Raw genomic sequence first — 23,626 nt, 5'->3', positions numbered from 1 at the left:
TCTTTGCTTGACATCTCAACCGAAATCTTTTTTCATCGGCTTCATGCCGCCTGGTGGAACGAGGCTCGTCCTGCTCCACATCTCGGATCTGCACTTTTGTGATCCGACAGCGAAGGGGCATTACTGGAATACAGAGGCGACGGAGCTGGCGGTCGCGCCGCACAATCGTCGCGGATTGCTTGGAAGCCTGCTTTACGATCTGCGGCACGAAAAAATCAAGCCGGATTTGGTCGTCGTTTCGGGTGACTTGCTCGATCGCGGGAGCGCGAGCGGCGTGCCACTTGCCATCTCGTTTCTTCGAGGTCTCGCCGAGGGCCTGGGTTTGCCCACGGAGCGCATCGTCATTGCGCCCGGGAATCACGACGTTTTGCGCGACGGAGACCATCGATACAAGCATTACGACGAAATAAGGAATGCTCTGTACGGAAGCGCGAGAGCTGCATTTGCTCCGGACACGCCGGCGCACCAGCGTGTCGATCACCATGTTTTCGATTCCCAAATGTTCAACCAGGGGATCGAAGTCGTCGCGTTCAATTCCTGCGAAGAGCTCGATGCGGCGCAAAAACGCGATCACGGCTCCGTGGGAATCGGGCAACGCGATTTTACCGAGACGTTCCTGCAGCGAACGGAGGACGACAAGAAATTTCGCATTGCAGTGATGCACCATCACCTGGAGAGCCCCGAAGGCACTCGGCGCACCGATTACAGCGTCATGGAGGATGCCGCAGGGACGCGAAGGTGGCTCGCGAGGCATCATTTCTCGATTGCGCTGCATGGTCATCAACACGTCGATTGGCAAGTTTCCTTCGACGTCGATGGCTGGAGCCTTGCCGTCGCATCGGCAGCGAGCGCCGGCGTGGCCGAATATGGGCGTAAAGAATGGAGTTTGGCCATTGCGTATCAAGCCATCGTCGTCGAAAGCTCGACGCGAGGCAGGCGTATTCGCCGGGAATACAACCCGCAAACGATGGAATGGGCGGACGCGGGACGGGGCGAAGACGTGCAAGTATTGCGGTTTGGCCCGGTCGACGAAAACGCGTGTCACCATGAAGAGCATCACGCGCATGCTCACGTGGAACCATCGCCACCGAGCTTGACGCGTTTGGGACGCGTGCAAGTCAAAATCAAGCACATCGAACGAGCGATCGAATCGCATCGAATGTCATTTCGCGTGCAAGTCGCGAGTGTCATGGCTGCCGCATGCGCCGCCGTGGCGCTCGCCTTTTATTTGATTGGTCAGCTTTCTCCCGTTCTATCGGTATCGGGGGGGCTGGCATTGTTGTTCGCCGGATCCATTGCATTGCCGATGCGGCTCGCGTCGTACCGAGACGTGCACGACAAATTGCAATTCCTCGCCGATGGCTATCGTCGTTGTACCACGCACTGGGATGACAAACTCGTGCAAATGCTGGACGAGCGGTTTCATCGTATGGTCTGAGAGGCTTCATGATGGATGGGGACGACAAACAGAAGATCGACGAGCAGTTTTCGCTGCTCGATGCCCGAGCGCGCAAGCGGCGCCGGTCGAGTGTGGTCCTCACGCTGGCGCTCGTCGCGGTGACGGCGATGCTCGTTTTGCGGCTCGCTCGCGATATCGTGGACAAACAGGCGCAAGTAACGCGCGTGGAGCAATCTCGCGGGGAGCTCGATCAACAATTACGATCCGAACAGGAAAAACTCGATGCTGCCATCCGAGTTCGGGAAAAACTCGAGGCGGAAGTCAAAGAGCTCGAAGCAACGAAGAAAGGTTATCAGCAGCGTATTCTTTCGGAAAAAGAAGCGCACAACACGGGCGGCTCACAGGGGACGAGTTACGACAAACCGCTTCCGGCCAGCGCAGCGTCCGCCGAGGCACAAGTAGATCACGATGCGGTGGGCGCCGCGCCGCTGCTCATCGAGGAAGCGGGCAAGGCTCCGCAGGGGTTTGTCCTGACGCCGAACATCACGGTGACGCCGGGACGAGGAACTTCGGGTCGAGAAATTTTCAAGGTGCAGTTGTCGCTCGATTTGCCCGAAGCGCATCGAGGGAATGTCGAACGCGTCGTGTATCATTTGAGCCCCAAATATTATATGAGAAATGCCATCGAAGGTGGCTCGGCGCCGCCGTTCGAGGCAAACTTCAACGTATTTGCATGCGAATCGACGGTGCTCGCCCGCGTGAAATTGCATGACGGGACGACGCTTGCCGTGGATTTCGATTGGTGTCGGCACGAAGGATGGCCGGATCGCAAAAAGCAGCCGGTCATCGTTCCATCCGAGGACGAGAAGGCGCCAGCGCCAGCGCCTGCGCCTGTAACGAAGCCCCCGCGAACGGCGCCTTCCCCCTTTACCCAGCCTCGCTGACCATAAAATGACACGGAACGCGCCGGGAAATGAAAGTCCTTTCCGGCTCGCGCGTGCTGCTATTGTCGTCACGGTGCGGACGTCCGTGCTGTAGTTTCCTTCTTCCAAGCCGTTGCGGTCAAACCGAGCGCTTTTCGACGAGGCTTACATGCGCATCTTTCGATATCGGGAGGATCGATTGCCGGTCTTCTGTTTTACGCTTCTCTTCTGCATCGATCTTGTGATGTATGCGCTCGTCGACAACGTCTGGGCGCTCGTTGGGTGGACGCTCGTGGGCATCTTTCCCAAAGGCTGCGTTTGCGCGTTCAACCATCACCACCAGCATGTCGCGACGTTCAAGTCGAACGTGCTGAATCGGCTGCTCGAGCAGATGTATGCGCTGCAAACGGGCGTCGCGAGCAACGCGTGGGTGCTGCACCATTCGCTTGGGCATCACGTGAATTACCTTGATCAGAGCAAGGACGAATCGGGCTGGACCGATGACGACGGCAGCACGATGGGCTGGTTCAAGTACACGGTGTGGAACACGCTTCAGGCATATCCGCGCGCGTGGCGTGTGGGCGACCGTTATCCGGCGCATCAACGCGTGCTGCTTTTGTCGACGCTCTTCATCATCACGCTCGTCGCGGGTTTGACCTTCCTGCGGCCTCTTCCGGCGCTGTGCGTGTTCATCCTTCCGATGCTGATTTCGATCTTTGGAACGGTGTACGCGACGCACATCCATCACGCGGGCAAGAGCACCGATTCGCACTTTGTCGCGTGTAACAACACGATTCACGGCGTGTACAACATCGCGACGGGCAACCTCGGGTATCACACGGCGCATCATTATCGTCCGGGCGTGCATTGGTCGAAGCTTCCCGCGCTTCACGACGAGATCGCAGACAAGATTCCGGCCGACTGTTACGTGCCCGCCGAGCTGCCGTACACGGTCGGCGATCACGTCAAAGCGCTGGTCACGAGCATGCGCAGGCTCGTGGTGTCGTCGCGACCGGCGAATTGAAAGGCTGAACGAAGCCCTGATTCAGGGCACGGAGCCTCGGTAGGAGCCCGAGTTTTTCCGGCCCTCGCGGCTCCTCCGGCGGGTCGAGGTCTGGTGCTTGCGTTGTCAAGAACAATCACGCACCCCACCCCTCAGCCGGGTTAGGGGGTGAGGAGTGTCTTTTCGCCAAGCGCGCTTTCGAGCTCGGCGATGCGGGCTGCATAGTCGGCCGCTGCTTTTTTCGCCGCCGCAAGCTCTGCCAATCGTTGCGCTCGCTCCGCGTCGGCTTTGGCTCGCGCTGCCGCTTCTTCTTGCGCCGCCAGATCGTCGCGTTGTTTTTTCAAGTATTGCACTTCTGCCTCGGCGGCCGCGAGACGTTTGTCCAGTTCCCGCAGCGTCGGTTTCTCCGATCCACTACCTTGTCGGAAAAACGAATCTGCCCAGCCTTTGCCAAGCTCGGGGTGCTGATGTTGAAGCTCTCCGAGTTTGCCATGCAATGCCTTGCGCCTCGCATTGAATTCGTCGATGCAATTCTTCCGAGCGCCCACGGTGCGATAATCCGAGAGCTGCGCGTATGCTTTTTGTTGAAAGCTCGCGCAATCGTCCGCTTCGGCGATCTTCGTTTCCAATTTCGCGCCATGCCCGACGAGCAATTCGTTTGGCGACAATTTCAACGACGAAGGCCACGACCGCATGGAATCCAATTGTGCCCCTAGCGTTGGACGACGCAATTCACTGGGTCGTTGCGAACTGAAGTAAATCGAATACGGAGCCGCATCGCGATTACCTTTCGCGTCGATGAGCGTCACCGCGGCGATTGCGTCGGTCAACCCGTCGAGGTCCTCGTCGACGAAATCGACGCCCGCGTCTGCTTCGTGGCGATTTGCGATGAGCCCGAGCTCTTCGAGCAGCGTTGCTTGCAGCTTGGGCGCGAACGCTTCGAAGTCGGCCGCAAGAGCTTTGGTCAGCGGATGGCGGCGAACCCGTCCGCGCGTAAAGAAGAATTCTTCATACAGGGTCAGGATCCCCGTACGAAGGCTGATTGTGATGATCCCTGCCATACTTCGGCGATATACCCGTCGTAGAAGCGTTGCAAGTCTTTTCGAACGGCCGTACGGCCTACGTGAAGGCGTTACGTCGAGCGTTCCGTGGATTGGATGGGCGCGGTGAGGTTGACGCGCTGTTTCCAGGCGGCCGACTCGATTCGGTCGAGGCTTCGCGGCGCGTGAAAAGCGGCTGACTTGGTTGCGTCGAAGCTCGACCGAGGGAGAAGAGCGGCTGACTTGGTTTGGTCAACGGTCGACGGGGCGGGGTTTGCGATGGACTTGGTGGCGTCGAGGGCGGTCTGGAGGGATCACGCTGATGGGAAGCGTGGCGTCGAGGCACGACGTGGCGTGGATGGGCGGTGGCGGGGAGTGGAGAGGGTTGACGAGGAGGGGGAGGGGGGTGGAAGCCGTGCGTAGGCGTCGATGTTCAACGCGCTCACTTGCGCTTGTGTTGAGGATCTGGGTGGACAGCGTAGGCAGACGGATTGAACGTGTACGGATTTTCCGAGCCACTCTTGACGAAGAGCCTTCCGCCCTCCCACCAGCTTGTTCCCAAGACATCATCTGCCTGGAAGCGATCCACAATCACGCTTTGGTCGGCGTCGTAAATCGACACTGATAGCTCGCCGACCACGCAAAAGTTTGCATCGACAGCGTACACGGCGTGGACCTCGTCGTCGAAATCGGCGCGCACAGCGTGCTTGCCGCTAGCCAAGAAGAAGAGCCTCGTGGCTGCCCACACCGCGACCGTGTCCCCGAGCATGGCAACGGACGGGAGGAACCATATGGGAAGCACGATCTCCCAGCCGGGACCCGCTCCCGTTGCGACACGCACGGTCCGTTCGCTCTCGCTCGCTGCGATCTCGACGAGGCTAACGGAGCGCTTGTCCGCGATGAATCGGCAGGCGTACTGCGCGCTAAGCATTGTCAGCGTTTTCAAGCGACAGCGTGCTCAGCCGACAGATTTCTCTCCGACCCTCCGCATGACAGCGGCAAGCCAGACCATCGCATAGCCCAAAGGTTCGCGCTTGTGATGCGCGAGCGCCTGCATTTCTTCCAAGTCGTGCGAAAGCTGACCCAATGTAAGCTCTTTTGGCGATTGGTACGGGTTGTAAACCTCCTCTTGGGAGACAAACCAGTAGTAGTCCTCTTCAATCTCAAATTCTTTTTGCCCGGTTTTGTCCAGGTGCTCCAGCAAAGCGAGAGCGGCAGCACGAAGTTCCTCGGTTGTGACACGCATTAGCCTCCACCTCCAAGCTTTGCTTGATCGATCAGCTTTCGAAAATTCATGATCTCTGTTTCCAGATGATGGATGCGGCTTTCGATAATTCTCTGTCGGATCTCCGGCGTCGGGGCGTTCTTGAGAAAACCCTTGTTGTCGAAGGCATCTGGATTCACCTTGTAGGCTTCGAGCTTCTGCTGGTGCTTGGCCATCTCGGCCTCCCAAGATCGAATGCTTCGCTGCGCTTGTGTGCTTAGTTTACTGCGACTTTTCTTTCCCCCACCCGCCTTCAGCGTAATCGCCGTCATGACCACCACGGTCACGACATCCAACCCGGCTCGCCCGATGCCGACGTAATCTCCTTTCTCGTGTGCCTCGCCAAGCTGTATCACGCCAATGCTTGCGCCGTAAAGCGGATTTGCTTGGTTCAGGTCGTCAATGACGCGAACGCCCGCTCCATCGAAGCTCCCGCTTCCTGGTTTGGCCGTTGCACCCCCCGACGCGCCCGCCCCGACGAAATTGAACAAAAGTCCCACCGCCAATTCCGGACCAAGCTCGATAGCCCGTTCGCCCACGCCATAAAGCACCTGCTCGCCCGCGCTGAGATTGCCCGGGCCCACCTTTTCAGGCGACGATGGCGCCGGATCCGCACCCGCAGGCCCCCATTCCACGACCCATTGCTGAGGCGGTGCTGTCGCTGGCCGTTCGCGTGACCATTGCATGAGCCACGTCTTCTGATGGTCCTGCACCAATTGTGCCTGCTCGGGCGTGACATACCCCGGCGTGCCCGTGCCTTGCAACAATATGCTGTGCGCTTCCGCATCGTACCCGCTCGGATCCGTAAACACGAGCGGCCGGTTGAACACGTATGCATACGGATTCTGCGTTTGGGCGTCGAGCAAGTCCGCAATGACGGGATCCGTCTGCAAAAAGCGCGCGATGTGCGGATCGTAAATGCGCCCCTTTGCATTGACGAGCCCGACGTCGTCATCCCATTCGTGCCACGTAAAACCGCGACGCGTGGACACGTTCTGCGATGCTGCGCCATTGCCGCCCCATTTCGGATCCCTCGGCGCGCCCCATACATCAAAGCTGCGCCGGTCGATCTCCTGACCGGCCGCATCCGTAATGACGTCGACCGAGCCCAAATGCTCGTTTTGCCTCGGTCGGGATCGTCTTCGACAACCACGCGTCCGTAGTCGTCCTGCGTTGTTTCGCGTGCGGTGCCATCGGGCAATTCGACGCGGCGCAATTCATTGAAGGGACCGTGCACGTGTCGCGTGATGCCCTGATTCGCGTCAGTGACCTCGATGGGCCTGCCGAGCGGGTCATGCTCGACCGACCTCGCAATCGTCGGAATACCCGCGGGACCCGGCTCGATCGTGGTCACCTTGTCGTGGTCGTACACGCGCGTAATCGGCGCGCCCCAAGGTGTGACCGTTTTCGTCAAGCGCCCCGCGTTGTCATGCTCGAACGTCGACCCTTTCATCTCCGCAATGGTGTCGCCATCGATGCGCGGAATGCTTTGCCATTCGAGCCGCCCGAGAAAGTCGTATCGCTTGTCCTGAACAATCCACACGCTCTTACCGAATGCGGAGATACCCACGGTATCCACGTCCGGCCCGCGAACGCGCATTTCCACGGGCCGCTCGACCGAATCGAATACCGTTTCACGCGCACCGTGCCCCGGCATCGACGTTTTGATATGCGTCGTCCATACACCCTTCTTGACGCGCTCCGCTGAAAACGTCGTCACGAGTCCATCGGGCGTTTGCTCCTCGACCGTAATGCCAAAATGGTCGAGGCGCCATTTGGTGACGAGCCCATTGGCATCACGCATCGAAAACGGAGCACCAAGCCCGTGGTGATAATGCATGTACGACGTGTGCCCGGCGGCATTACGCACAGCCCAGGGAAATGTACCCGTTGGCTCGTAGGTGACGCATTCTTCACGATGGTTGCCAAGGTCGTCCTCGGCAATGGTGTTGGTCAGGTTGCCGTATTGATCGCGAATCAAATAAGTGACGAGGTGTGCGGTCGTGGCTGCTGCCGTCGAATCGGTTTCGCTACTTCACTCACAGCTTGATGGGCTTCGACGTCCACACGTTCGGCTGCGCTTCCGGGGGCAAATCCGAATCCCAGGCGAGGACGAAATCCAGGCCTTTTAGTTTGGCTTGCTTCCAGCGCTGAACGAAGCGATCGGAGAGGTAGATCGTACCTGCTCGTGGGCATGCCTGTTTGAAGATGTCCACACCTTCCACGACGGACGGGATGAAGACGTGGTTATTGGCCATTTCGATTCGCCCGTTTTCGTCCCGAGAACCCACGGTACACTCATGATCGAACGCGTCGAGTGCACGCGTATTGTGTAAAAATAGTTCCACGCCGCCCTCGTCTTCGAGAGGTAACAGCTCACCATGCGCATCCAGGATGTCTTGAAGCGCATCGATGGCAGAGCGTCGAAACATCAGGCATTCCGAACCATAATAGGGACTATCGGAAGCACGGAAAGCCTCGCGACGCGAAGGACGCACACGACGAACACGAACGGGATTCCACGTCTTGCTTCGCGATGAGCCGTCCAACTCGCGGAATATTTTCCAACCTTCGTCATCGACACAGTGAAGGATTTCGTAGCCCGTGCTCTCGATGTGTTTATGAAATCGCATGGAAGAAGGTTCCATCTTTTAGAGTTTCGCCGATTCGTCGGAGTCTTTGAAGCGCGTCAGCATGGGATGTGGATTTTCCAAGATAGTTTTCGACCTTTCTGTAGTACTCTTTATTGTTCCCCAAGATTTTGTGCACGATGGACCCGTTTGGATTAGGCGAGCCTTTGGTCGCTGGCAAGAAGACTCCATTCGCAGGATGGTCGATGTCAATGCCAAATTCTTCCAGCAACTTGCGCGCTTTCTTGGCCTTGTCGCTCCCCGTCGCCACGATGTGATGCGTCTCGTCGGTCGCCAATTTCACGAGCGGTTTTCCCGTCAATTTGGCCTCCGCGAACATGGCCCGTTCTAACTTCCGCGCGTGATACCTGTTCAAAGCCTTCAGCACGTGGCGCGCGCACGAGTCCACCGAGCCCATTCGTCGCACCGGGAATGAAAATGGGAATGTTTCCCACTCGGGTGAAGGCCGCTTTCATGGCCTTCGTCCCTTTGGTCGCCGCCGAAGCCAAAAGCTTCGCCCCGCCCAGCGGGCCTAACGCGATTTCGAGCGCCACCACTTCCAAAATCAGAATGCCCGCATCAATGGCAAAGAGCTTTGCTTCGACCTCGAATTTGCCATTCTCGAATCCAAGCTGATAACCGGCCATGGCCAAGCTATCCAGACCCGGATCGCTGTATTCGGGCAGCTCCTCGATTGAATTCAGCGCATCCGTGATCCGCTTCTGAATCTCTTCGAGCTTCCCCGGATCCGACGTGAATGCGCGCTTCAGCCAAGAAGCATCCTTGTTGAGCAGCTCCTCCATTTCGGCTGCAGCGTATGCGTACGCTTTGCCATTCTTGTTGGCTAGATCGTAAGCCGATTGATACGCCAAATTGCGAGCGCGCATGAGCATCAGCTCTTGCGGCGTAAACGCCATGCGCGGCTGCTTGTCGCATAAAAATGGACTCCGAATCGGAACCTCCGACGTTTGCCCGAGCAGGTGCTGTGCATCCGATCTGGGCACAATACATGGCTCGGGCTCTGGTTCGAACGCGGGCACCTCCAAAATGCTCGGCTGCGGAATGTGCGGGCACCACGCGTCCACGCGACTCAATGGAAGCAATCGCAAATGGCTTGCGGGCGCATCTGCGTCGTATTTGTAGACATATTTGATGTGCCGTGGGTCCTCCTCGCCCGACGTCGACGCAGCCACGCCGTCTTCCGTCCGGAAATCGAAATACACCCCGGGACCAAGCTCCGGCGGCTTCCAGCACACGTTGAATACGCGCTCAGGCGGAATCGATCGCGACACAGGGACCGCGGAAGCGCAACCCGTCGCCCAAAGCGCGCATAGAACGCTCGTCAGCCAGACCAGAAGATGCGGCAGTCGACGAAATAACGACAACAACGCAACGCTGAAAAGCTTGAGCAAATGCTGCATGACAGCCATGGTCGACGATCGAACACAGGCGTGTCAACACGAATGCGAACGGTGGTTCGCGCCGTCTTTGCTGGCATTTCCGCTCCGGTCGTACACGAAGCGAGGCACGTGTGCGCATTCGTCGACCTTTACGAGCAACGCTTCGTTCGTTGCCGTGTCGTCCTCGTACGTAAATCGGTTGGACCGGACGAGCTCGCCAGTTTTGCGCATGTCGATCCTGACGAGGCGCATCCTTCGAGAAACCTCTTCACCCTCGTAAAAGAGCTTTCCGTATCGATCGTCGTCATCGTAATGAAACTCGACGCTCGCATTGCCGAGCGTCTCCGTGCCGTTTGCATCGATGAACCCGGTGTAGCGGATTTCTTGAATGACTTGCTCGCGCGTCGTCGCATCCTTCGTAGCGCCGTTGTCCGCGAAATACGCATACCGAATCGTGTTGCCTCGCCGGTCGATTTCCAGCTCCTTGCTCCACGCGCGTGTGACGCCGCCACACCATCGAAGACGAGCGTTGGTGCTCTTGCCATAATGCACGATGTTTCCATTCGACAAATACGCAACGAAATACGTCGGGTCGAAGCCGGTAGCAGATGGTGCACCATAGCCGAGAATCTTGGTATGCGAATCAATGGCTGTTCGATATTCGGCAAACGTGCCAATGGAATCCTTGCCTTCGCTGATTTGAACGAGCCTTGCACCATTGATACAGAAGTGATCGTCTGCATTTAGCTGGACGCCTCGAATCGTGCCGTCCTGCGCAAGATTGGATCCGCAGCGATGAACGGAAGACAGCCCCGACAAGACAAATCCCTTGCCAAGAATGCCGCTCGACGCATGACTATCGTAAGCGATACCGAGCACTGGAGCCCAGCGAGACGGCGGGAGGGTCAATCGAATCGAAACCTGCGCGCTGCCCGTGGGCGTTACGGAAAATGCGCCATCGATCGCTCCAATGTTCGACGCATTCGCCATATCGAGCGCCGCCATTTCGGGGAATGCATGGTCACCCGCATACGATGGGCAAACGAGCGATGGGGTGGGCCCTTCATCATTGGGCAGCGGAATGCCTGCGCCGCCAATGCCAGGAGGTCCTTCGTCGCTACCACATGAAAAGGACGCAAGTGCCGCCAATACAACAAAGCCCGCACGTGAAACGGTGCTCATAACAAAACCCTCCGGCGGGCAGGATGAGCCCGGTTCGCCTCCATCGTCGAGGTAAAACTGCACGTAGATCGGGCATTGTTTGTCCTAGCAGCGGAGCGCATGAGATCACTGCTCGCCGCCCCACGCCGTATCAACGGTTCGAACAACAAGCTCGTGCGATGCGTTTCCTGATGTGTGCACTCGTCTTTCGACGGCGCAGCCCGGCGCGGAGTGTCGCAGGGGGCGCCTTCTGGAGAATGTCAAGGGGGTTCGCAAGATTTCGACTCCGCACAAAAGCTAGGCGAATCGCGGACGCCCAAGATGCGTTTGTCCGCTTTACGTGCGGTCGTGGTCCGTTTACCATCTCGAGCGAGAATTCCGAGGATGCCCTTCTTGCGTTCGTTCGACGCCGATCTTCGTGACCTTGCGCGAGGTACGCCTGCGCTGACGGATGCGAGCGGGAGCCTGACGGGAGCGCGTTTGACGCAGCTCCTCGGCGTGGGCGGGATGTCGACGGTGTTTCTGGCCGAAGTCGACGCAGCGCGCTGGTCGCAGGCTTTGTCGCCGCATTGTCCGGGCCGAATCGCGGTGAAGATGATGAAGCCGGCGATGGTGACGGATTTGGCGCAAGAGGGCATTTTGGCGGGGCAACTTGCGCAGCGCGAAGCAACGGCGCTCGGGCGGATCATGGGGCGGGTGCCGCCGACCGAGTTTGTCGTGGGGTTTTACGGGGCCGGGGAAGCGCCGGTCGACGTGCGCGGGCGTCAAGTAAAACTTCCCTGGCTGGCGCTCGAGTACGTGGATGGAGGGCTGGATGGCTCGTCGCTCGCGGATCGCGTGAATCGAGCGCCGGAAGGCACGGACCCCATTCGAGCATTGCGGCTTTGTCGCGGTATGGTCGAAGGGGTGATGGCGCTGCACGACGAAGGGATCATTCATCGCGACTTGAAACCCGACAACGTGCTCGTGGTGGGGCCCATTGGGGATGAAACGCCCAAGATCGCCGATTGCGGAATATCTCGGGTCGATGGCGCCACGTACACGATCGCGGCCTTGACACGTGAATATGCGGGAACGGAACAGTGGCTTTCGCGTCCCGGAGAGAAAAACCCGCTCGTCGGGCCGTGGACGGACGTGCATGCGCTGGCCGCAGTGATATGGTTTGTCCTGGGAGGGGAACATTGGTGTCGAGGTCCGTGGGACAATGGGTTTTTGGTTACGGGCGAGCGCCGATCGCTGCTCACGGCCGCTCGGCTTCATCCTGGATTTGCTGCCGACAAGATACTGCTCGAAGAAATCGATCGCGTGCTGATGCAAGGTGGTTCGCCGGCATTGCCCGAGGGACTACGCGACGATGCGGCAGCGATGGCACTTGCTCCGCGTGACGCTCCGTCTCGGTTCATGTCGGTCGGGGCATTTGCGAATCGGCTGTTTCCGCTGCTCGAAAAGGTGGCCATGCGCTGGAAGGCTCGGGCGGCGCGAGAGGATCGGGCGGCATATTGTTCGACGCGCTTGGCAAGCGAGCCGCTTTTGACGCTGGAGCCGCTGGCGCAAATCGTGGACGTTGCGCCGATTGAAATGCGCGGGGCGCTTTTGCCGCCGCTCAGGCCGGGAAATATTGCATTTCAACCGGATGGTCGGGGTTTGGCGCGACTCGGGGGGCATTTGTTTCATGTGTGGGAAGATCGCGTCGTGCCTGTGCCCGTGCCTGCCGAGGATGCCGCTGTGATTGCAGCGACCACGCATGTCGTCCGAGGGCCGTCATCGGGTTATGCGCTGGTGGGACCATCGCACGTGCGCCTGGTGCGTCCGGGGCAATTGATTGCGGTGCCCGTGCCCGACCGGCCCAATCACATTGAAGCAGCGATTGGTGATGGCCACATGTTCGGCGTCGTGACGGCGGCGACGCGAGGGGACGAAGATAGTCTTCCGGAATTGTGGACGTTATCGGGCGAAACGTGGGCGACACCGATTCCATTACCGCTTGGCGGGCGCGTGCTCGCCATGTCATCCGGGCCTTATGGCGTGCTCGTGGTGGGCGCGAATGCGAAAGGCACGCGAGCTCGGGCGCTTTTCATGAGTCACGACGGGCAAACGTCGGTCTTTGCGGCCGGAGTCACGGACAAAACGCCGCTTTACGCTGCATTGGCGGGCGTGGATAGGTCTTCGTGGGCGGCGGGCGACGGATTCGTTTTGCGGCTCGATCGGGGGCTCGTTGCCATTGAAGACGTGGAGGCCAAGGATCGCCCTGTGGCGATGGGATTCGATCCCGTAGGACTGCCGTGGCTGGTCACCGCGAGCCGAGTGTTGCGACGGCATGCAGGTGAATCCGGCCCGGTTTGGCGGAGCTATTTCGAGCAGGAAAGCAATGCGCCGCCGCTCGTTGGAATTGCGTTTTTTGGCGATGGCGTGCGCGTGGTGGATGCACGCGGAGGAGGCGTGAAAATCGCGCCACGCGACGTGGGTGGTTGGCGAAGCACATCGGTGGTGTTGGAATCGAGCTGAACGGGGTCGTCGAGGAACATGCATTTCGAGTTCGTATTCGTATTGCTTTTCAGCGTTGCTACCGCCGTCGCGATCGCGACACGTCATCTAAAAATTCCTTATACCGTCGCGCTCGTGATCGCAGGGCTCGTGCTCGGGGGCGCACACGCATTCGAGCCACCGCACCTGACGAAAGATTTTCTCTTTGCGGTCATTCTTCCGGGCCTCATTTTCGAGGCGGCGTTTCACCTGGACGTGCGCAAGTTTTGGAAGGAACGCTTCCCGATCATCGCAATGGCGATTCCCGGCGTCGCCATCGCCGTCGTGCTCATCGCGTTGATTCTGGTTCCCGTCGCGAATGCGCTCCACTTCGTCAATGATTTCACGGCAATCGATGGATTGATCTTCGGTGCGATCATCGTCTCCACCGATCCCATTGCCGTCGTCGGCATTTTCAAGTCGCTCGGCGCGCCCAAACGCCTCGCAGTGCTCATCGAAGGCGAAAGTTTGCTCAATGACGGCGCGGCGGTCGTGCTTTTTACCATCGTTCTCGGGGTTGCGAAGGGCGGCGAATTCACGGTATCGGCCGCGTCGCTCGAATTCGTACGCGTCGCCGGAGGTGGACTGCTCGTCGGGGCGCTCGTGGGGTTTGCAGCAAGTCAGGTGATTCGGCGCATCGACGAGGCGATGATCGAGCTCACGGTGACGATGATCGCGGCGTACGGATCGTTTGTCATAGCAGAACGATTCCACACGTCAGGCGTGATGGCGACGGTCGTTGCGGGCATGCTGTGCGGCAATTACGCCGCTCACGTGGGCATGACGCCGACGACGCGCATTGCCGTCGAGACGTTCTGGGAATACCTCGCATTCGCGTTGAATTCCATCGTATTTTTGCTGATTGGATTCGAGGTCGAGCTGACTTCGCTTTTGGCGACGTGGAAGCCCATCGTCACGGCATTCGTCGTGGTGATCCTCGCGCGAGCCTTCGTCGTTTACGGCGTGTCGCTCATCCTTCGGCCCACGCGAGGCCGAATTCCCTGGGCATGGTCGGCAGTCACAACGTGGTCGGGTTTGCGTGGCGCATTGTCCATGGTGCTCGTGCTCGGTATCGAAACGGGTTTCCATCATCGCGAATTGCTCGTGAACATGACGTTCGGGGTGGTCATCCTATCCATTTTGGCGCAAGGGCTGACCATGGGCCCGCTGCTCAAGTGGTTGAAGATAGCTGGTGTGCAAAGCGAAATCGAGCAGCAATATCAGACGGATCACGGCCGTTTGCTGAGCCTCAGCGCGGCGCTCGCGGAAATTGAGCAAATGCGCAAGGAGCGGGCATTTCCGGCTGGGGTATTGGACGATATCGAGAAAGAATACAATGCGCGTGCGCAAAACGCAGAATTGGCTCTCCGCGACTTGCATCTGAGCGCCGCGGAATTACGCGAGCAGCAGGATCGAGCGGCGAAGCGGCGTCTTCTCGCGGCTGAGCGTGCGGCGCTCACGCATGCGGCGCACACCGGAAACATCAGCAGCGACGTGGCAAGTCAGCTCATCGTCGCAGTCGATACGGAAATCGACCTGCTCGAGGAACACGCGGATACCGAAGGTGGGGAGGCGAAGCCGGCGGAAGCGACGGTCGAAACGAGTGAATCGGCTCCGCAATAGCAGGGGGACGGCGCCGAAGCGTATTTTCAAAGGTTGGTTTTTCGCTTCAAACCACCCTTGCCCTTGGGCTTGAATCCTGGCTGGAAGAACACGGTCTGGAGCTTCGACGAAAGCTGATCGAAGGCTCGAGCGGCCATGACGTCGTACACTCGACCTTCGGAAGGCCCGCCGTCATTGCCGGCACCGAGCAGCCCTCCATAGGACTGATAATTCACCGTGAACGTCTCCGGGGGCATGACTTCGAGCTCGAAATCAAAGACGTCTGTTTCGCCAGGAACGACCATGGCGACCTGGAAGTGCACCACGATCCCGACGAATTTTCGCGTGCCCTTCGATTCGCTATAAATGTCGCCTGCCCAGCCGACACGATATCGAATGTCGATCGTAGGAACCGTGAGGCCCGTCATGTCGACCTTGGGTTTTTCCGGTTCCTTTTTATCCGTAGGTTTTTTCGTTTTCGCGGCCGAACCCAAAAGGAGCGGCTCTTCCACGCCTTTTTCCGCAATGCGCACGCCATTGGACAAAGTCATGATGTCGGCGGGGAAGATGGCGGCAAAACCATCTCCAAGGCGATTGACGATGACGGATTCGCGAGCGATGCAATCGGCGTCGCTGAAATGCGGCGCGACGGGAATGACGTTGCCATCGCCGAAAGGATCACCGGCGCGTTTTTTGAGCAGCGAATCGACGGCTTCGAGCGACGCGGACGAAGGACTATGAAATCGCACTTCGACCTTGTTGGCTTCGTTCTTTTCGAGATGGTCGATGAGTTTGTCCATGAAGGGCAATAGGCGCGCATCGTTCGTGGACGCCTGCTCGTGGAAGTCTTTTCTCGTTTTCTCGAAGACGTTGTGGATTTCTTTGCGCGTATCCGCGTCGACGACACTGGCCGGATACTTTTTCAATACGTCGCGAAGTGCCGTGACCGTGCCCTTTTTCTTCGCTTCTTTGAATGCGGCCTTGGGCAATAGATCCGTACGAACTTCGTTTTCGTGGCGCTTGCCCGTATAGAGGTAACCCTCGTATCCGTAGACGCTGTCTTTCGTCTTGGCCTTGGAAAACATGACCTCGTCACTGACGATGTTCCATACGCCCCAAAGGGGCACGCCGATGAACGGGATGGCAGCGAATGCAATGCCCCAAACGGCCTTGCTCGACAAGAAACCCGGGAGCGATCGAGCAGACGGGGCGGGGACTTCATTGGATTGAGGCGCGAGCTGGTTCCACGCTTCATTCATTCGGATCTCGAAAAAAGGATCCAAACGCTGAAGGACGGTTGCGTCGCGCGCTTGCGCGGCCGCGCGAACCTCCGCTTGCGATTGCTGCAGCATGCCCATGGCTTGCTCGGCAATGTGTTTGCCCTGGACCGTGATGCTTTCGCTGATGTTGCCTTCGAACGTGAAGGTCAACGTCGTGCCGGTATACGCTCCGTTGGTATGCTGATGGACGCCCTGAAAATTGACGAGCGACGACATCGGAATGATTTTGAGCATTCGCTCGGTCGCAACGATGAAATCGAGCGGGAGCATGTATCTGCCGGGCGGAAACGGCAATGATCGGCGAAGGAGCACGCCGCGGACGATCATGAGGACGGAGACGATGACGAGGGCGGCACCCAATCCATGGGCGAGAATGGCGGCCGGACCTTGGCGGCGATCGCCAAAACCAGAAAGAAGCGCGCCCAAACTGGTGGTGATCCCCATGAGCGCCAGAAATCCCCAGCCAAAAGCGGCGCAACCAAAGGACGGGGTGTCCGAAAGGATGGGCTGCGGCCATCCGGTTTTCTTGAAAGACGCGACGAGTCTTTCGCGTATGTGTTGAGGTAATGCATTGAAATCGACGGTCCGCACACTGGACATGAGCTGCCCTCCCGAGAAATGCTCGAAGTGGGCGACCGTAGCCCGACACGGACATGCGTGTCCACGATTTTCGACAATTTCGCGGCCGAGCGCAGCTTATCGTCCTTGCCGGCTTCTACGCGGAGGACGCGGTCATCCCGTCAGAAGCTCGGTAACCGGGCTCGTCACGTGACCTTCTTCGTGCCCGAATGTGTTGAGCGGAAGGCCCGCGCCGCGCAATGCCGTGAAGGGCCCCATACTGACGTTGGCACCCACGAGCCGCGCATGGACGTTACCCTTTAATCGGCCGCCGCCTTTGCCGCAAACGAGCATGGGCATGTCGTCCTGCTCGTGGCTCCAACCTTCGGCGTGTTCGCTCGACACGAAGATGGAGCAATGGTCGAGCAAATTGCCCGCGCCTTCGGGCGTGTTCTTGAGCGTTTCCAAGAAGTAGGCCAATTGTTTCATCGTAAACCGCATGGCCTCCTGCTGCTTCGTGTACGGCGCAGGTTCGGTGTGATTCATGTAATGCTGCCCGTCGGTCGCTCCAACCATCCAAAACACGGCGCCCGAACCGCATGTCGAATACATGATCGAAAATGACCTCGTGAGGCCACATGTGAGCGCGAGCGTCATGAGGTCGCTCATGGCCTTGTTTTTCTCGGTGATCTGCTCGTTCGATGCAATGTCGGGGAATTCCCCCGGATCCGCAGGCTTGGTGCATTGCGCCGTCGGAATGGTCAACCTGGATTGAATTTCCGAAATGCTCGTCAAGTGTTGTTCGAGGCGCTGTTTGTCCTTGCTGCCGAGCTTGCCTTGCAATGTTTTGATTTGACCACCCACGGCATCGAGCACGCTGGAGCGGGCTTTGGCAACGAGCGGCCCGGCCGTTTCCGTATTAAAAATGCGCGCGAAAAATGCGTGCGGTGATTCCTCGGATGGGTTGACGTTGGTTTCTCCGGCCGAACTGCCATTGTGCGACAAATGCTGAAACGACGTTCCTTCGTCGGTGCCTCGAAAACGAGTCACCGCGGCTTCCAGCGATTTGTATGGGCTCGGCGCGAGCGATTGGTAATATTGCGCCGCGACCTGATCGATGCTCGGATACTTCATCGTCGAAACGATGGTATCGCGCACGTCGTCGATCTTCAAATGAGGTCCACCCGAACACACGGCGCTCATGCCGGAATGATGCGGATGACGCGGGGTTTTGACGGACAATCCACTGATGACGCTGACGTATTCCTTGAGCGGCAGAAGCGCAGCGAGCGCATAATCCGGCGGAACGTTCCAATCCGGGCCGACATTCGGCGGCGTCCACGTGGGGAGGTGCACGCCATTGCCAAAAAACCACAGGCCGAAACGCGTCGGGATTTCATCACCGCTGGCGAGCGCATCGCCATTGTCGTTCAACATGAAGTCGAATAAGGGCAACCCCACGGCGACGGCAGCGCCGCCGAGCACCCCGCGCAAAAACATGCGGCGCGAAGGACGAATACGACTTTTCACGGCTGCACCTCTTTCGTCGAAGCAGGGCTGGCGAGGCGATACCCCTCGTTCGTGACGAGCGCCAAGACGAGCTGCTTGAATGAATAATCACCCGCGACGAAATCATCCACGAGCGATTCGACGGCAGCTTCGTCGGTGCTGCCCGCCAAGTGCGCCCCAGCATGCTCGTAAAACCTTCGCGCAATGCATGCGCCCACGTTCGGCAGCGATGCAACGAGCGCCGCCATGTCATGGGCGCCATCGAGATGGGTTTCTTCCACGACGGTCTTGGTATCAATGGCGAGGCCATTTTCGTCGACTTCGCGATGAACACCAATCGCGTCGTACGATTCGAATGCGAAACCGATGGGATCCATTCGTTCGTGGCATCCAGCGCATTGCGGATTCGTGCGATGTTCGTCGAGCCTTACACGCAACGTCGTCGGTGCGCCCGGATCAGGCTCGGGTAGCGTCGTATTGATTCCAGGTGGAGGCGGAGGTATGTCCTGGCAAAACAGATTGACGCGGATGAATCGCCCGCGATGCGTGGGCGACGTTTGGCTCTTGTGGGCATTCAATGCCAAAAAGCCGGGCGTCGTCAAAATGCCGGGGCGACGTCCATCGTCGGGCAAAGTGACGGGGACCCATTCGAGGCCCGTGATGCCATCCATTCCGTAAATGCGCGCAAGGTCCTCGTTGACGTAGGTATCGCGCGTCGTAAAAAGCTCGCGGAAATCCCCCTGGCGCTCGAATACGTTCTGCTCGAACATCCGTTCCATCTGCATGCGCATGGAAGGACCGAGCGTGGCCGAAAGCTGCGGGAACTTGTCGGGCAGTTTGTCGAGGTGATCGAGCTTGGAGAGGCTCATGAAGTCGCGGAAAAACCGAACGAGCGTCGCGCGGGCCCTTGGATCGTCCAAAAGCCGCTGGGCATGCGCGCGAATGCCTTCGGGCGACGTCAATTCGCCATTCTGCGCTGCCGTTCGTAGCGCTTCATCGGGTGGGGCGTCATGCAAAAGAAAGGACAACCGGCTGGCCATCTCCCAGCTCGAATACCGGTACGTATCGGGGCCCATTTCGCCAATGTCGACGCGGAAAAGGAAATGCGGCGATTGCAATACCGCGGCGAGCATGTACTTGATGCCGTGCGAGCCGTCGCCGAGCTGCCCGGCAATGTCCTTGGCAAGCGCATGAAGCGTATCGACTTCGGCATTCGCGACGGGTCTTCGCCAGGCGCGCGAGGTAAATGCGGTAATGAATTGGCGCACGCAAGGATCATCGACGACGCCGGCGGGGCATCCGACGAGCGCATCGCGGCGCGCGGCGCTGGCAAACACCTGATCGAGCACCGCGTAGGTTGCATTCTCGTACTTCTCGGCGTCGACAGGCGAAATGGTGCTGCGCGCAGCCGAGATGGACGAAAAGTTGTAGAGCACATCGTCTGCGGGAAGATCGGCCGGAGCCACGAGGGGTTCGCCGAAAAGGTCGAGCCACGCGTTTTGCAGTTGCGGGCGCGTCAAGCGATGAAGCGTGGCTTCGGCAGGTACGAAGAGAGCTCCCGTGGAGCTGTATGTGTTCCCTTGTTCCTGATCGCCGATGACACCCACGCAGCTTGCAAGCGCCACGAAGGATAGAAGGATGGGCGCGAACCGATGTCGCATGAGCCGAGAATACATGGATCATACGCAATCTCAAGAGAGAATGTCATGGCACGAGCGTCGTGATAGATTGGGCATCATGACAGTGTTTTCCGCAGTGCTTACCGTGTCGATGATGGGTTTGGCGCTTTTGATTACCGGGTGCAGCGAATCGCCATCGAACCTGGGTGCGGGTGGTGATGGTGGTGATTCGAGCTCGTCGGGGCCAGGGTCGGGACCGTTCGTTCACGGGTGCTTGTCCGGGGAAGACTTGTGCGATGGCAAATGCGTGCGCGTCGAGGACAACGCGGCGCATTGCGGAGCATGCAACAATGCCTGTGCGGCGGGTCCTGACGGTCCAGGGTCGTGCTCGAACGGGAAATGTGTATATACGTGCAATGGGGCGTTGGTCGAGGATCCGACGAATTGCAAAAATTTCTTTGGGGCGCATGAATCGTATCCGGCGGAATGTGCGGGGTGCAGTACGCCCAATCCACTAACGGGGAGCTGTTCGTGTCCGAGTCCTTCGTCGGAGCTGTCGCTTGCAGTACAAAGTGATTGTCCGGGCGTACCGATGCGATCGGCGACGAAGTTGCGGCTTTGCGCGACGACGAGCTTGCCGTCGACGAGCGATTTTGGCGGGGCGTATCAAGTGGACGATGCGCCAGGATGGTGCGGAGCAAATGCGCAATGTCGCGTGGGCAATCCGCTGGCGGGTGGAGGATGCGCGCGCCCTTCGGGATTCGATCCGATTGCGGTTCGGTCGATCATTCGTTTGCCGTGCGATAATGGCGAAGTGGGCACGCAAATCATTTTCTGCGGGAACAAAAACGTGCCATTGAAAACGTTTGGCGGAGTGTTTCAAGTGGACGATTTGGAGCCGAAATGCCGCGTGGCCAATCCATGGACGGGCGGATGTTCGTGTCCGGCAAACACGACGGAGCAAGTGTTTCGTGTGATGGTGGATGGTCCGGGGGGACTTTACGGATCGACGCTGCGAATGTGTTTGCCTTAGGCGTGGTACAGCGTCGCCGTTGATTCTATTTGAAACCTCGGGCGAAGTCATCGATTTTTCTGCCCCTCGCGGTCCCCCCAAACTCGCCCGCTACGCGGGCTCGAACAGTGGGACCCACCACGAGGGGCAGAAAAATCGACGACTTCACCCTCTTGCGAGATTGTGTGTGGTCTTTCAATCGCCGATGTCGGATTGTGCCGTAGCGACAATGGCAAAAAGATCGGCCAGCGAAGCGAGAGCCGCATCATGAATGGTGCTGGCGGGTAAAACGTTGCCCGTTGGTCCGGGCAATGCACGGGTGGCGGTCGCCGCAGCAACGACGGTGGTGCCATAACCGCGATTGAAGGCTGCGCGAGCAGTGGAATTGACGCATACGTGGGTCATGAAGCCAGCGAGGACGAGGTTTTTCGCGCCAATCTTCTGGAGCTGCTCGTGCAAATTGGTTTGTTCGAACGAACTGGGGAAGTTCTTGACGATGACGGGCTCGCCTTCGCGCGGTGCAACAATATCGGCAATCTGTCCGATTTCTGCGCGGACGTCATACGGAGAGCCGGGGCCGGCGTCGTGCATGATGTGAAAAATGGGCGTGCCCTTGGCGCGCGCTCGAGCAAGCAAGCGCGCAGCTTCTTCGAGCGCAGGCTCGACTCCTTCGAGCTGCATGACGCCCTTGCGATAGGTGTTTTGGCAATCGATGAGAACGAGCGCAGATTCGCTCAAACGATGGGGCTGATTGGGAAGGCCAACGAGGTTGCGAAGCGTGGTCGGCGTGGACATGGAGGCTCCTTGGAACACGGGGTTTGTTGGAGTGTGCTGAGGCGCGACGATATCACGACGGGCGAGGGAAAGGTACAGCAACGATGCACCGCTTGACACGCTTGCAGTCGCGGGTTAAACAGAATCAGTCGACTGACTCTAGCGAGGACCACGTGCGAACGATCCCTCGAGAACAGGTACTTCAGCGCATCCGGACGGAAAATCCATGGTGGTCGGAGCCGCATCGGATCGACGAGTTCTACGGGGACATGTCGCGCCGGGAGTATTTTCATTTGTTCGCACGGCTGGTTCAAGAGACGACGGTACGACGCGCGATTTTGCTGATGGGTCCGCGACGCGTGGGCAAAACGGTGCTCGTGCACCACATGATCCAGAAGCTGATCGACGACGGAGTGGACCCGAAAAAAATTGGATACATCACGATCGAGCATCCAATTTACAATGGGTTGGGACTCGAGGAATTATTTGCCGCCATTCGGGAAGCCATCGGAGATGCGTCAACCAAAGGATTCTATATATTTTTCGACGAAATTCAATATTTGCCGGAATGGGAACGACATCTGAAGCTGCTCGTGGACTCATACCGCTCATCGCGGTTTGTCGTGACGGGATCGGCAGCAGCAGCGCTACGACTGAAGAGCTTGGAATCGGGTGCTGGGAGGTTTACGGATTTTTTGCTCCCGCCGCTCACGTTTCATGAATATTTGGCGCTTATTCGTGAAGAAAAGCTCGTTGAACGGCGGCCGTCGAGTGATGGTTTCGTGTCGGACTATTCTGTACGCGATATCGACGCGCTAAATCGTCGCTTCATCGATTATTTGAATTTCGGCGGCTATCCTGAGGTGGTTCTGTCCGACACCATTCGATCGGATCCAGGACGATACATACGCAGCGATATCATTGACAAAGTTCTGCTGCGGGATTTGCCGAGTCTGTACGGCATTCAGGACGTGCAAGAACTGAACTCGCTATTCACTTCGCTGGCGTATAACACGGCAAACGAAGTAACGCTCCGGGGCGGGCCACGCAAAGCGCCGGGGCGCGCCATCCCGGCCCCCTCGCCTGCGCTCTCCTGCGGCGGGGGGGGGCGCGGCGCGCCGGCCCGCGCCGGGGTCGCCGGGCGGTGTCGCCCGGGGTTCCCCCGCCCGGCCGCCCGGGCGCGGTCCCCCCCTCCCCGCGGGCGGGGCGCCCGCTCGCGGGGGCGCCCAGAAGCTTCCTTTTTTGCGGGGGTGTTTCCCCCGGCCGATACCCAACTCCACACGCACGACCCGACCACCAAATCGCACCAGACCCCCCGGTACTGAAATCACGCCAGCAAGGGGGGGGTTTTTTGCTCCGGGGGGGGGGGGGGCCCGGGGCCGAGAACGGGGGGGGGGGGGGGGGGGGGGGGGGGGGGGGGCCCCCCCCCCCCCCGGGGGCGGCGCGCGGCGGGGGGGGGGGGGGGGCGGGACGCGCGCAGGTGCGATAGCACCGAGCACGGACCGGGGGTGGGCATCACTCACAAAAAGTGAGCACCACGCGAACCCAAATTAGTTTGTCGTCAAACGATCAGGAGAGAAGCTGCTCGAGTAGTTCCAAACTCTCCGCCTCTTCCGGATCGATCTCTCCATCCGCCTTGATCATGCGCCGCGCAGCGTCGAGCACGAGCTGCCGATGCGCCTTCGGAATCGACGCCGGATCGACCTCCTCGGCGCGCGGCGGGACCTCGAGCCAGCCTTCGACGAGCTTCACTTCGTCAGGTTCGAGATGCAGTTCCTTGATCATCTTGCGAACGAGCGTGCGCTCCTTGGACTTGATCTCGAGATCCGCCCAAGCAAACGAACAGACGAACCGCATTACGCGCAGGCGGTCCTCGCGGCTCAAATGCTTCAACATGCCGCGCACTGTACCAGATTCACCGGCGCTCGA

19 protein-coding genes and 1 pseudogene are annotated in these 23,626 nt (G+C 59.0%); 7 read left to right on the top strand and 13 right to left on the bottom strand.

The features are described from left to right. Positions 1–43 precede the first annotated feature (43 nt). The 3 genes from IPM54_20435 (at position 44) to IPM54_20425 (ending at position 3,346) form a co-directional block, all read left to right on the top strand. Positions 44–1,438 (top strand): metallophosphoesterase, encoded by a 1,395-nt coding sequence (locus tag IPM54_20435; GenBank protein ID MBK9262158.1) that lies wholly within the window; start codon positions 44–46, stop codon positions 1,436–1,438. A gap of 8 nt (positions 1,439–1,446) precedes the next feature. Beyond that, positions 1,447–2,343 (top strand): hypothetical protein, encoded by an 897-nt coding sequence (locus IPM54_20430; protein MBK9262157.1) that lies wholly within the window; start codon positions 1,447–1,449, stop codon positions 2,341–2,343. Between the two features lie 148 nt (positions 2,344–2,491). Further along, positions 2,492–3,346, top strand: coding sequence for a fatty acid desaturase (locus IPM54_20425; protein MBK9262156.1), 855 nt, complete (start codon positions 2,492–2,494; stop codon positions 3,344–3,346). Positions 3,347–3,486: 140 nt separating this feature from the next. Here IPM54_20425 and IPM54_20420 read toward each other — a convergent pair whose 3' ends face one another. From IPM54_20420 to IPM54_20385, 8 genes are all read right to left on the bottom strand, one after another. Further along, positions 3,487–4,386 (bottom strand): hypothetical protein, encoded by a 900-nt coding sequence (locus tag IPM54_20420; GenBank protein ID MBK9262155.1) that lies wholly within the window; start codon positions 4,384–4,386, stop codon positions 3,487–3,489. 421 nt (positions 4,387–4,807) lie between these two features. After that, positions 4,808–5,206: a hypothetical protein gene (locus IPM54_20415; protein ID MBK9262154.1), complete on the bottom strand. Its 399-nt coding sequence runs from the start codon at positions 5,204–5,206 to the stop codon at positions 4,808–4,810. 117 nt (positions 5,207–5,323) lie between these two features. After that, complete coding sequence (locus tag IPM54_20410; protein ID MBK9262153.1) at positions 5,324–5,611, bottom strand: hypothetical protein; 288 nt, start codon at positions 5,609–5,611, stop codon at positions 5,324–5,326. Further along, entirely contained in the window at positions 5,611–6,741 is a 1,131-nt protein-coding gene (locus IPM54_20405) for an RHS repeat-associated core domain-containing protein (GenBank protein MBK9262152.1), read from the bottom strand. The genes IPM54_20410 and IPM54_20405 overlap by 1 nt, the downstream gene beginning before the upstream one ends. Before the next feature lie 927 nt (positions 6,742–7,668). Then, entirely contained in the window at positions 7,669–8,262 is a 594-nt protein-coding gene (locus tag IPM54_20400) for a hypothetical protein (protein MBK9262151.1), read from the bottom strand. Continuing rightward, positions 8,249–8,530, bottom strand: coding sequence for an AHH domain-containing protein (locus IPM54_20395; GenBank protein MBK9262150.1), 282 nt, complete (start codon positions 8,528–8,530; stop codon positions 8,249–8,251). Before IPM54_20395 ends, IPM54_20400 begins: the two co-directional genes overlap by 14 nt. Then, complete coding sequence (locus IPM54_20390) at positions 8,469–9,689, bottom strand: hypothetical protein (protein MBK9262149.1); 1,221 nt, start codon at positions 9,687–9,689, stop codon at positions 8,469–8,471. Before IPM54_20390 ends, IPM54_20395 begins: the two co-directional genes overlap by 62 nt. Positions 9,690–9,713: 24 nt before the next feature. After that, positions 9,714–10,841, bottom strand: coding sequence for a hypothetical protein (locus IPM54_20385; protein MBK9262148.1), 1,128 nt, complete (start codon positions 10,839–10,841; stop codon positions 9,714–9,716). 372 nt (positions 10,842–11,213) lie between these two features. Here IPM54_20385 and IPM54_20380 point away from each other — a divergent pair, with 372 nt between their 5' ends. Then, positions 11,214–13,325, top strand: a complete 2,112-nt coding sequence (locus tag IPM54_20380; protein ID MBK9262147.1) for a protein kinase — start codon at positions 11,214–11,216, stop codon at positions 13,323–13,325. 18 nt (positions 13,326–13,343) lie between these two features. After that, positions 13,344–14,966, top strand: coding sequence for a Na+/H+ antiporter (locus tag IPM54_20375; protein ID MBK9262146.1), 1,623 nt, complete (start codon positions 13,344–13,346; stop codon positions 14,964–14,966). A gap of 26 nt (positions 14,967–14,992) precedes the next feature. Here the strand turns inward: IPM54_20375 and IPM54_20370 are convergent, their stop codons facing one another. From IPM54_20370 to IPM54_20360, 3 genes are all read right to left on the bottom strand, one after another. Continuing rightward, positions 14,993–16,825: a hypothetical protein gene (locus tag IPM54_20370; GenBank protein ID MBK9262145.1), complete on the bottom strand. Its 1,833-nt coding sequence runs from the start codon at positions 16,823–16,825 to the stop codon at positions 14,993–14,995. 132 nt (positions 16,826–16,957) lie between these two features. Next, positions 16,958–18,313, bottom strand: coding sequence for a DUF1552 domain-containing protein (locus IPM54_20365; GenBank protein MBK9262144.1), 1,356 nt, complete (start codon positions 18,311–18,313; stop codon positions 16,958–16,960). Next, positions 18,310–19,953, bottom strand: coding sequence for a DUF1592 domain-containing protein (locus IPM54_20360; GenBank protein MBK9262143.1), 1,644 nt, complete (start codon positions 19,951–19,953; stop codon positions 18,310–18,312). The genes IPM54_20365 and IPM54_20360 overlap by 4 nt, the downstream gene beginning before the upstream one ends. Positions 19,954–20,029: 76 nt before the next feature. Between IPM54_20360 and IPM54_20355 the strand changes: the two genes are divergently transcribed. Next, positions 20,030–20,944, top strand: coding sequence for a hypothetical protein (locus tag IPM54_20355; protein MBK9262142.1), 915 nt, complete (start codon positions 20,030–20,032; stop codon positions 20,942–20,944). Positions 20,945–21,118: 174 nt separating this feature from the next. Here IPM54_20355 and IPM54_20350 read toward each other — a convergent pair whose 3' ends face one another. Then, positions 21,119–21,718: an isochorismatase family protein gene (locus tag IPM54_20350; protein ID MBK9262141.1), complete on the bottom strand. Its 600-nt coding sequence runs from the start codon at positions 21,716–21,718 to the stop codon at positions 21,119–21,121. An 83-nt stretch (positions 21,719–21,801) separates the two neighbouring features. Between IPM54_20350 and IPM54_20345 the strand changes: the two are divergent. Beyond that, a pseudogene (locus IPM54_20345) lies at positions 21,802–22,713 on the top strand (AAA family ATPase). Positions 22,714–23,266: 553 nt separating this feature from the next. Here the strand turns inward: IPM54_20345 and IPM54_20340 are convergent. Then, entirely contained in the window at positions 23,267–23,593 is a 327-nt protein-coding gene (locus IPM54_20340) for a TerB family tellurite resistance protein (protein ID MBK9262140.1), read from the bottom strand. Between the last annotated feature and the right edge of the window lie 33 nt (positions 23,594–23,626).

The organism is Polyangiaceae bacterium (assembly GCA_016715885.1).
GTDB lineage: Bacteria > Myxococcota_A > Polyangia > Polyangiales > Polyangiaceae > Polyangium.
The sequence above is the reverse complement of the archived record's forward strand: the minus strand, read 5'-3'. Positions and strand labels throughout refer to the sequence as shown.

Coding starts and splice junctions, on each gene's coding strand:
- IPM54_20435 (MBK9262158.1), top strand. CDS start 44: ATGCCGCCTGGTGGAACGAGGCTCGTCCTGCTCCACATCTCGGATCTG.
- IPM54_20430 (MBK9262157.1), top strand. CDS start 1,447: ATGATGGATGGGGACGACAAACAGAAGATCGACGAGCAGTTTTCGCTG.
- IPM54_20425 (MBK9262156.1), top strand. CDS start 2,492: ATGCGCATCTTTCGATATCGGGAGGATCGATTGCCGGTCTTCTGTTTT.
- IPM54_20420 (MBK9262155.1), bottom strand. CDS start 4,386: ATGGCAGGGATCATCACAATCAGCCTTCGTACGGGGATCCTGACCCTG.
- IPM54_20410 (MBK9262153.1), bottom strand. CDS start 5,611: ATGCGTGTCACAACCGAGGAACTTCGTGCTGCCGCTCTCGCTTTGCTG.
- IPM54_20400 (MBK9262151.1), bottom strand. CDS start 8,262: ATGCGATTTCATAAACACATCGAGAGCACGGGCTACGAAATCCTTCAC.
- IPM54_20390 (MBK9262149.1), bottom strand. CDS start 9,689: ATGGCTGTCATGCAGCATTTGCTCAAGCTTTTCAGCGTTGCGTTGTTG.
- IPM54_20385 (MBK9262148.1), bottom strand. CDS start 10,841: ATGAGCACCGTTTCACGTGCGGGCTTTGTTGTATTGGCGGCACTTGCG.
- IPM54_20375 (MBK9262146.1), top strand. CDS start 13,344: ATGCATTTCGAGTTCGTATTCGTATTGCTTTTCAGCGTTGCTACCGCC.
- IPM54_20370 (MBK9262145.1), bottom strand. CDS start 16,825: ATGTCCAGTGTGCGGACCGTCGATTTCAATGCATTACCTCAACACATA.
- IPM54_20360 (MBK9262143.1), bottom strand. CDS start 19,953: ATGCGACATCGGTTCGCGCCCATCCTTCTATCCTTCGTGGCGCTTGCA.
- IPM54_20355 (MBK9262142.1), top strand. CDS start 20,030: ATGACAGTGTTTTCCGCAGTGCTTACCGTGTCGATGATGGGTTTGGCG.
- IPM54_20350 (MBK9262141.1), bottom strand. CDS start 21,718: ATGTCCACGCCGACCACGCTTCGCAACCTCGTTGGCCTTCCCAATCAG.
- IPM54_20340 (MBK9262140.1), bottom strand. CDS start 23,593: ATGTTGAAGCATTTGAGCCGCGAGGACCGCCTGCGCGTAATGCGGTTC.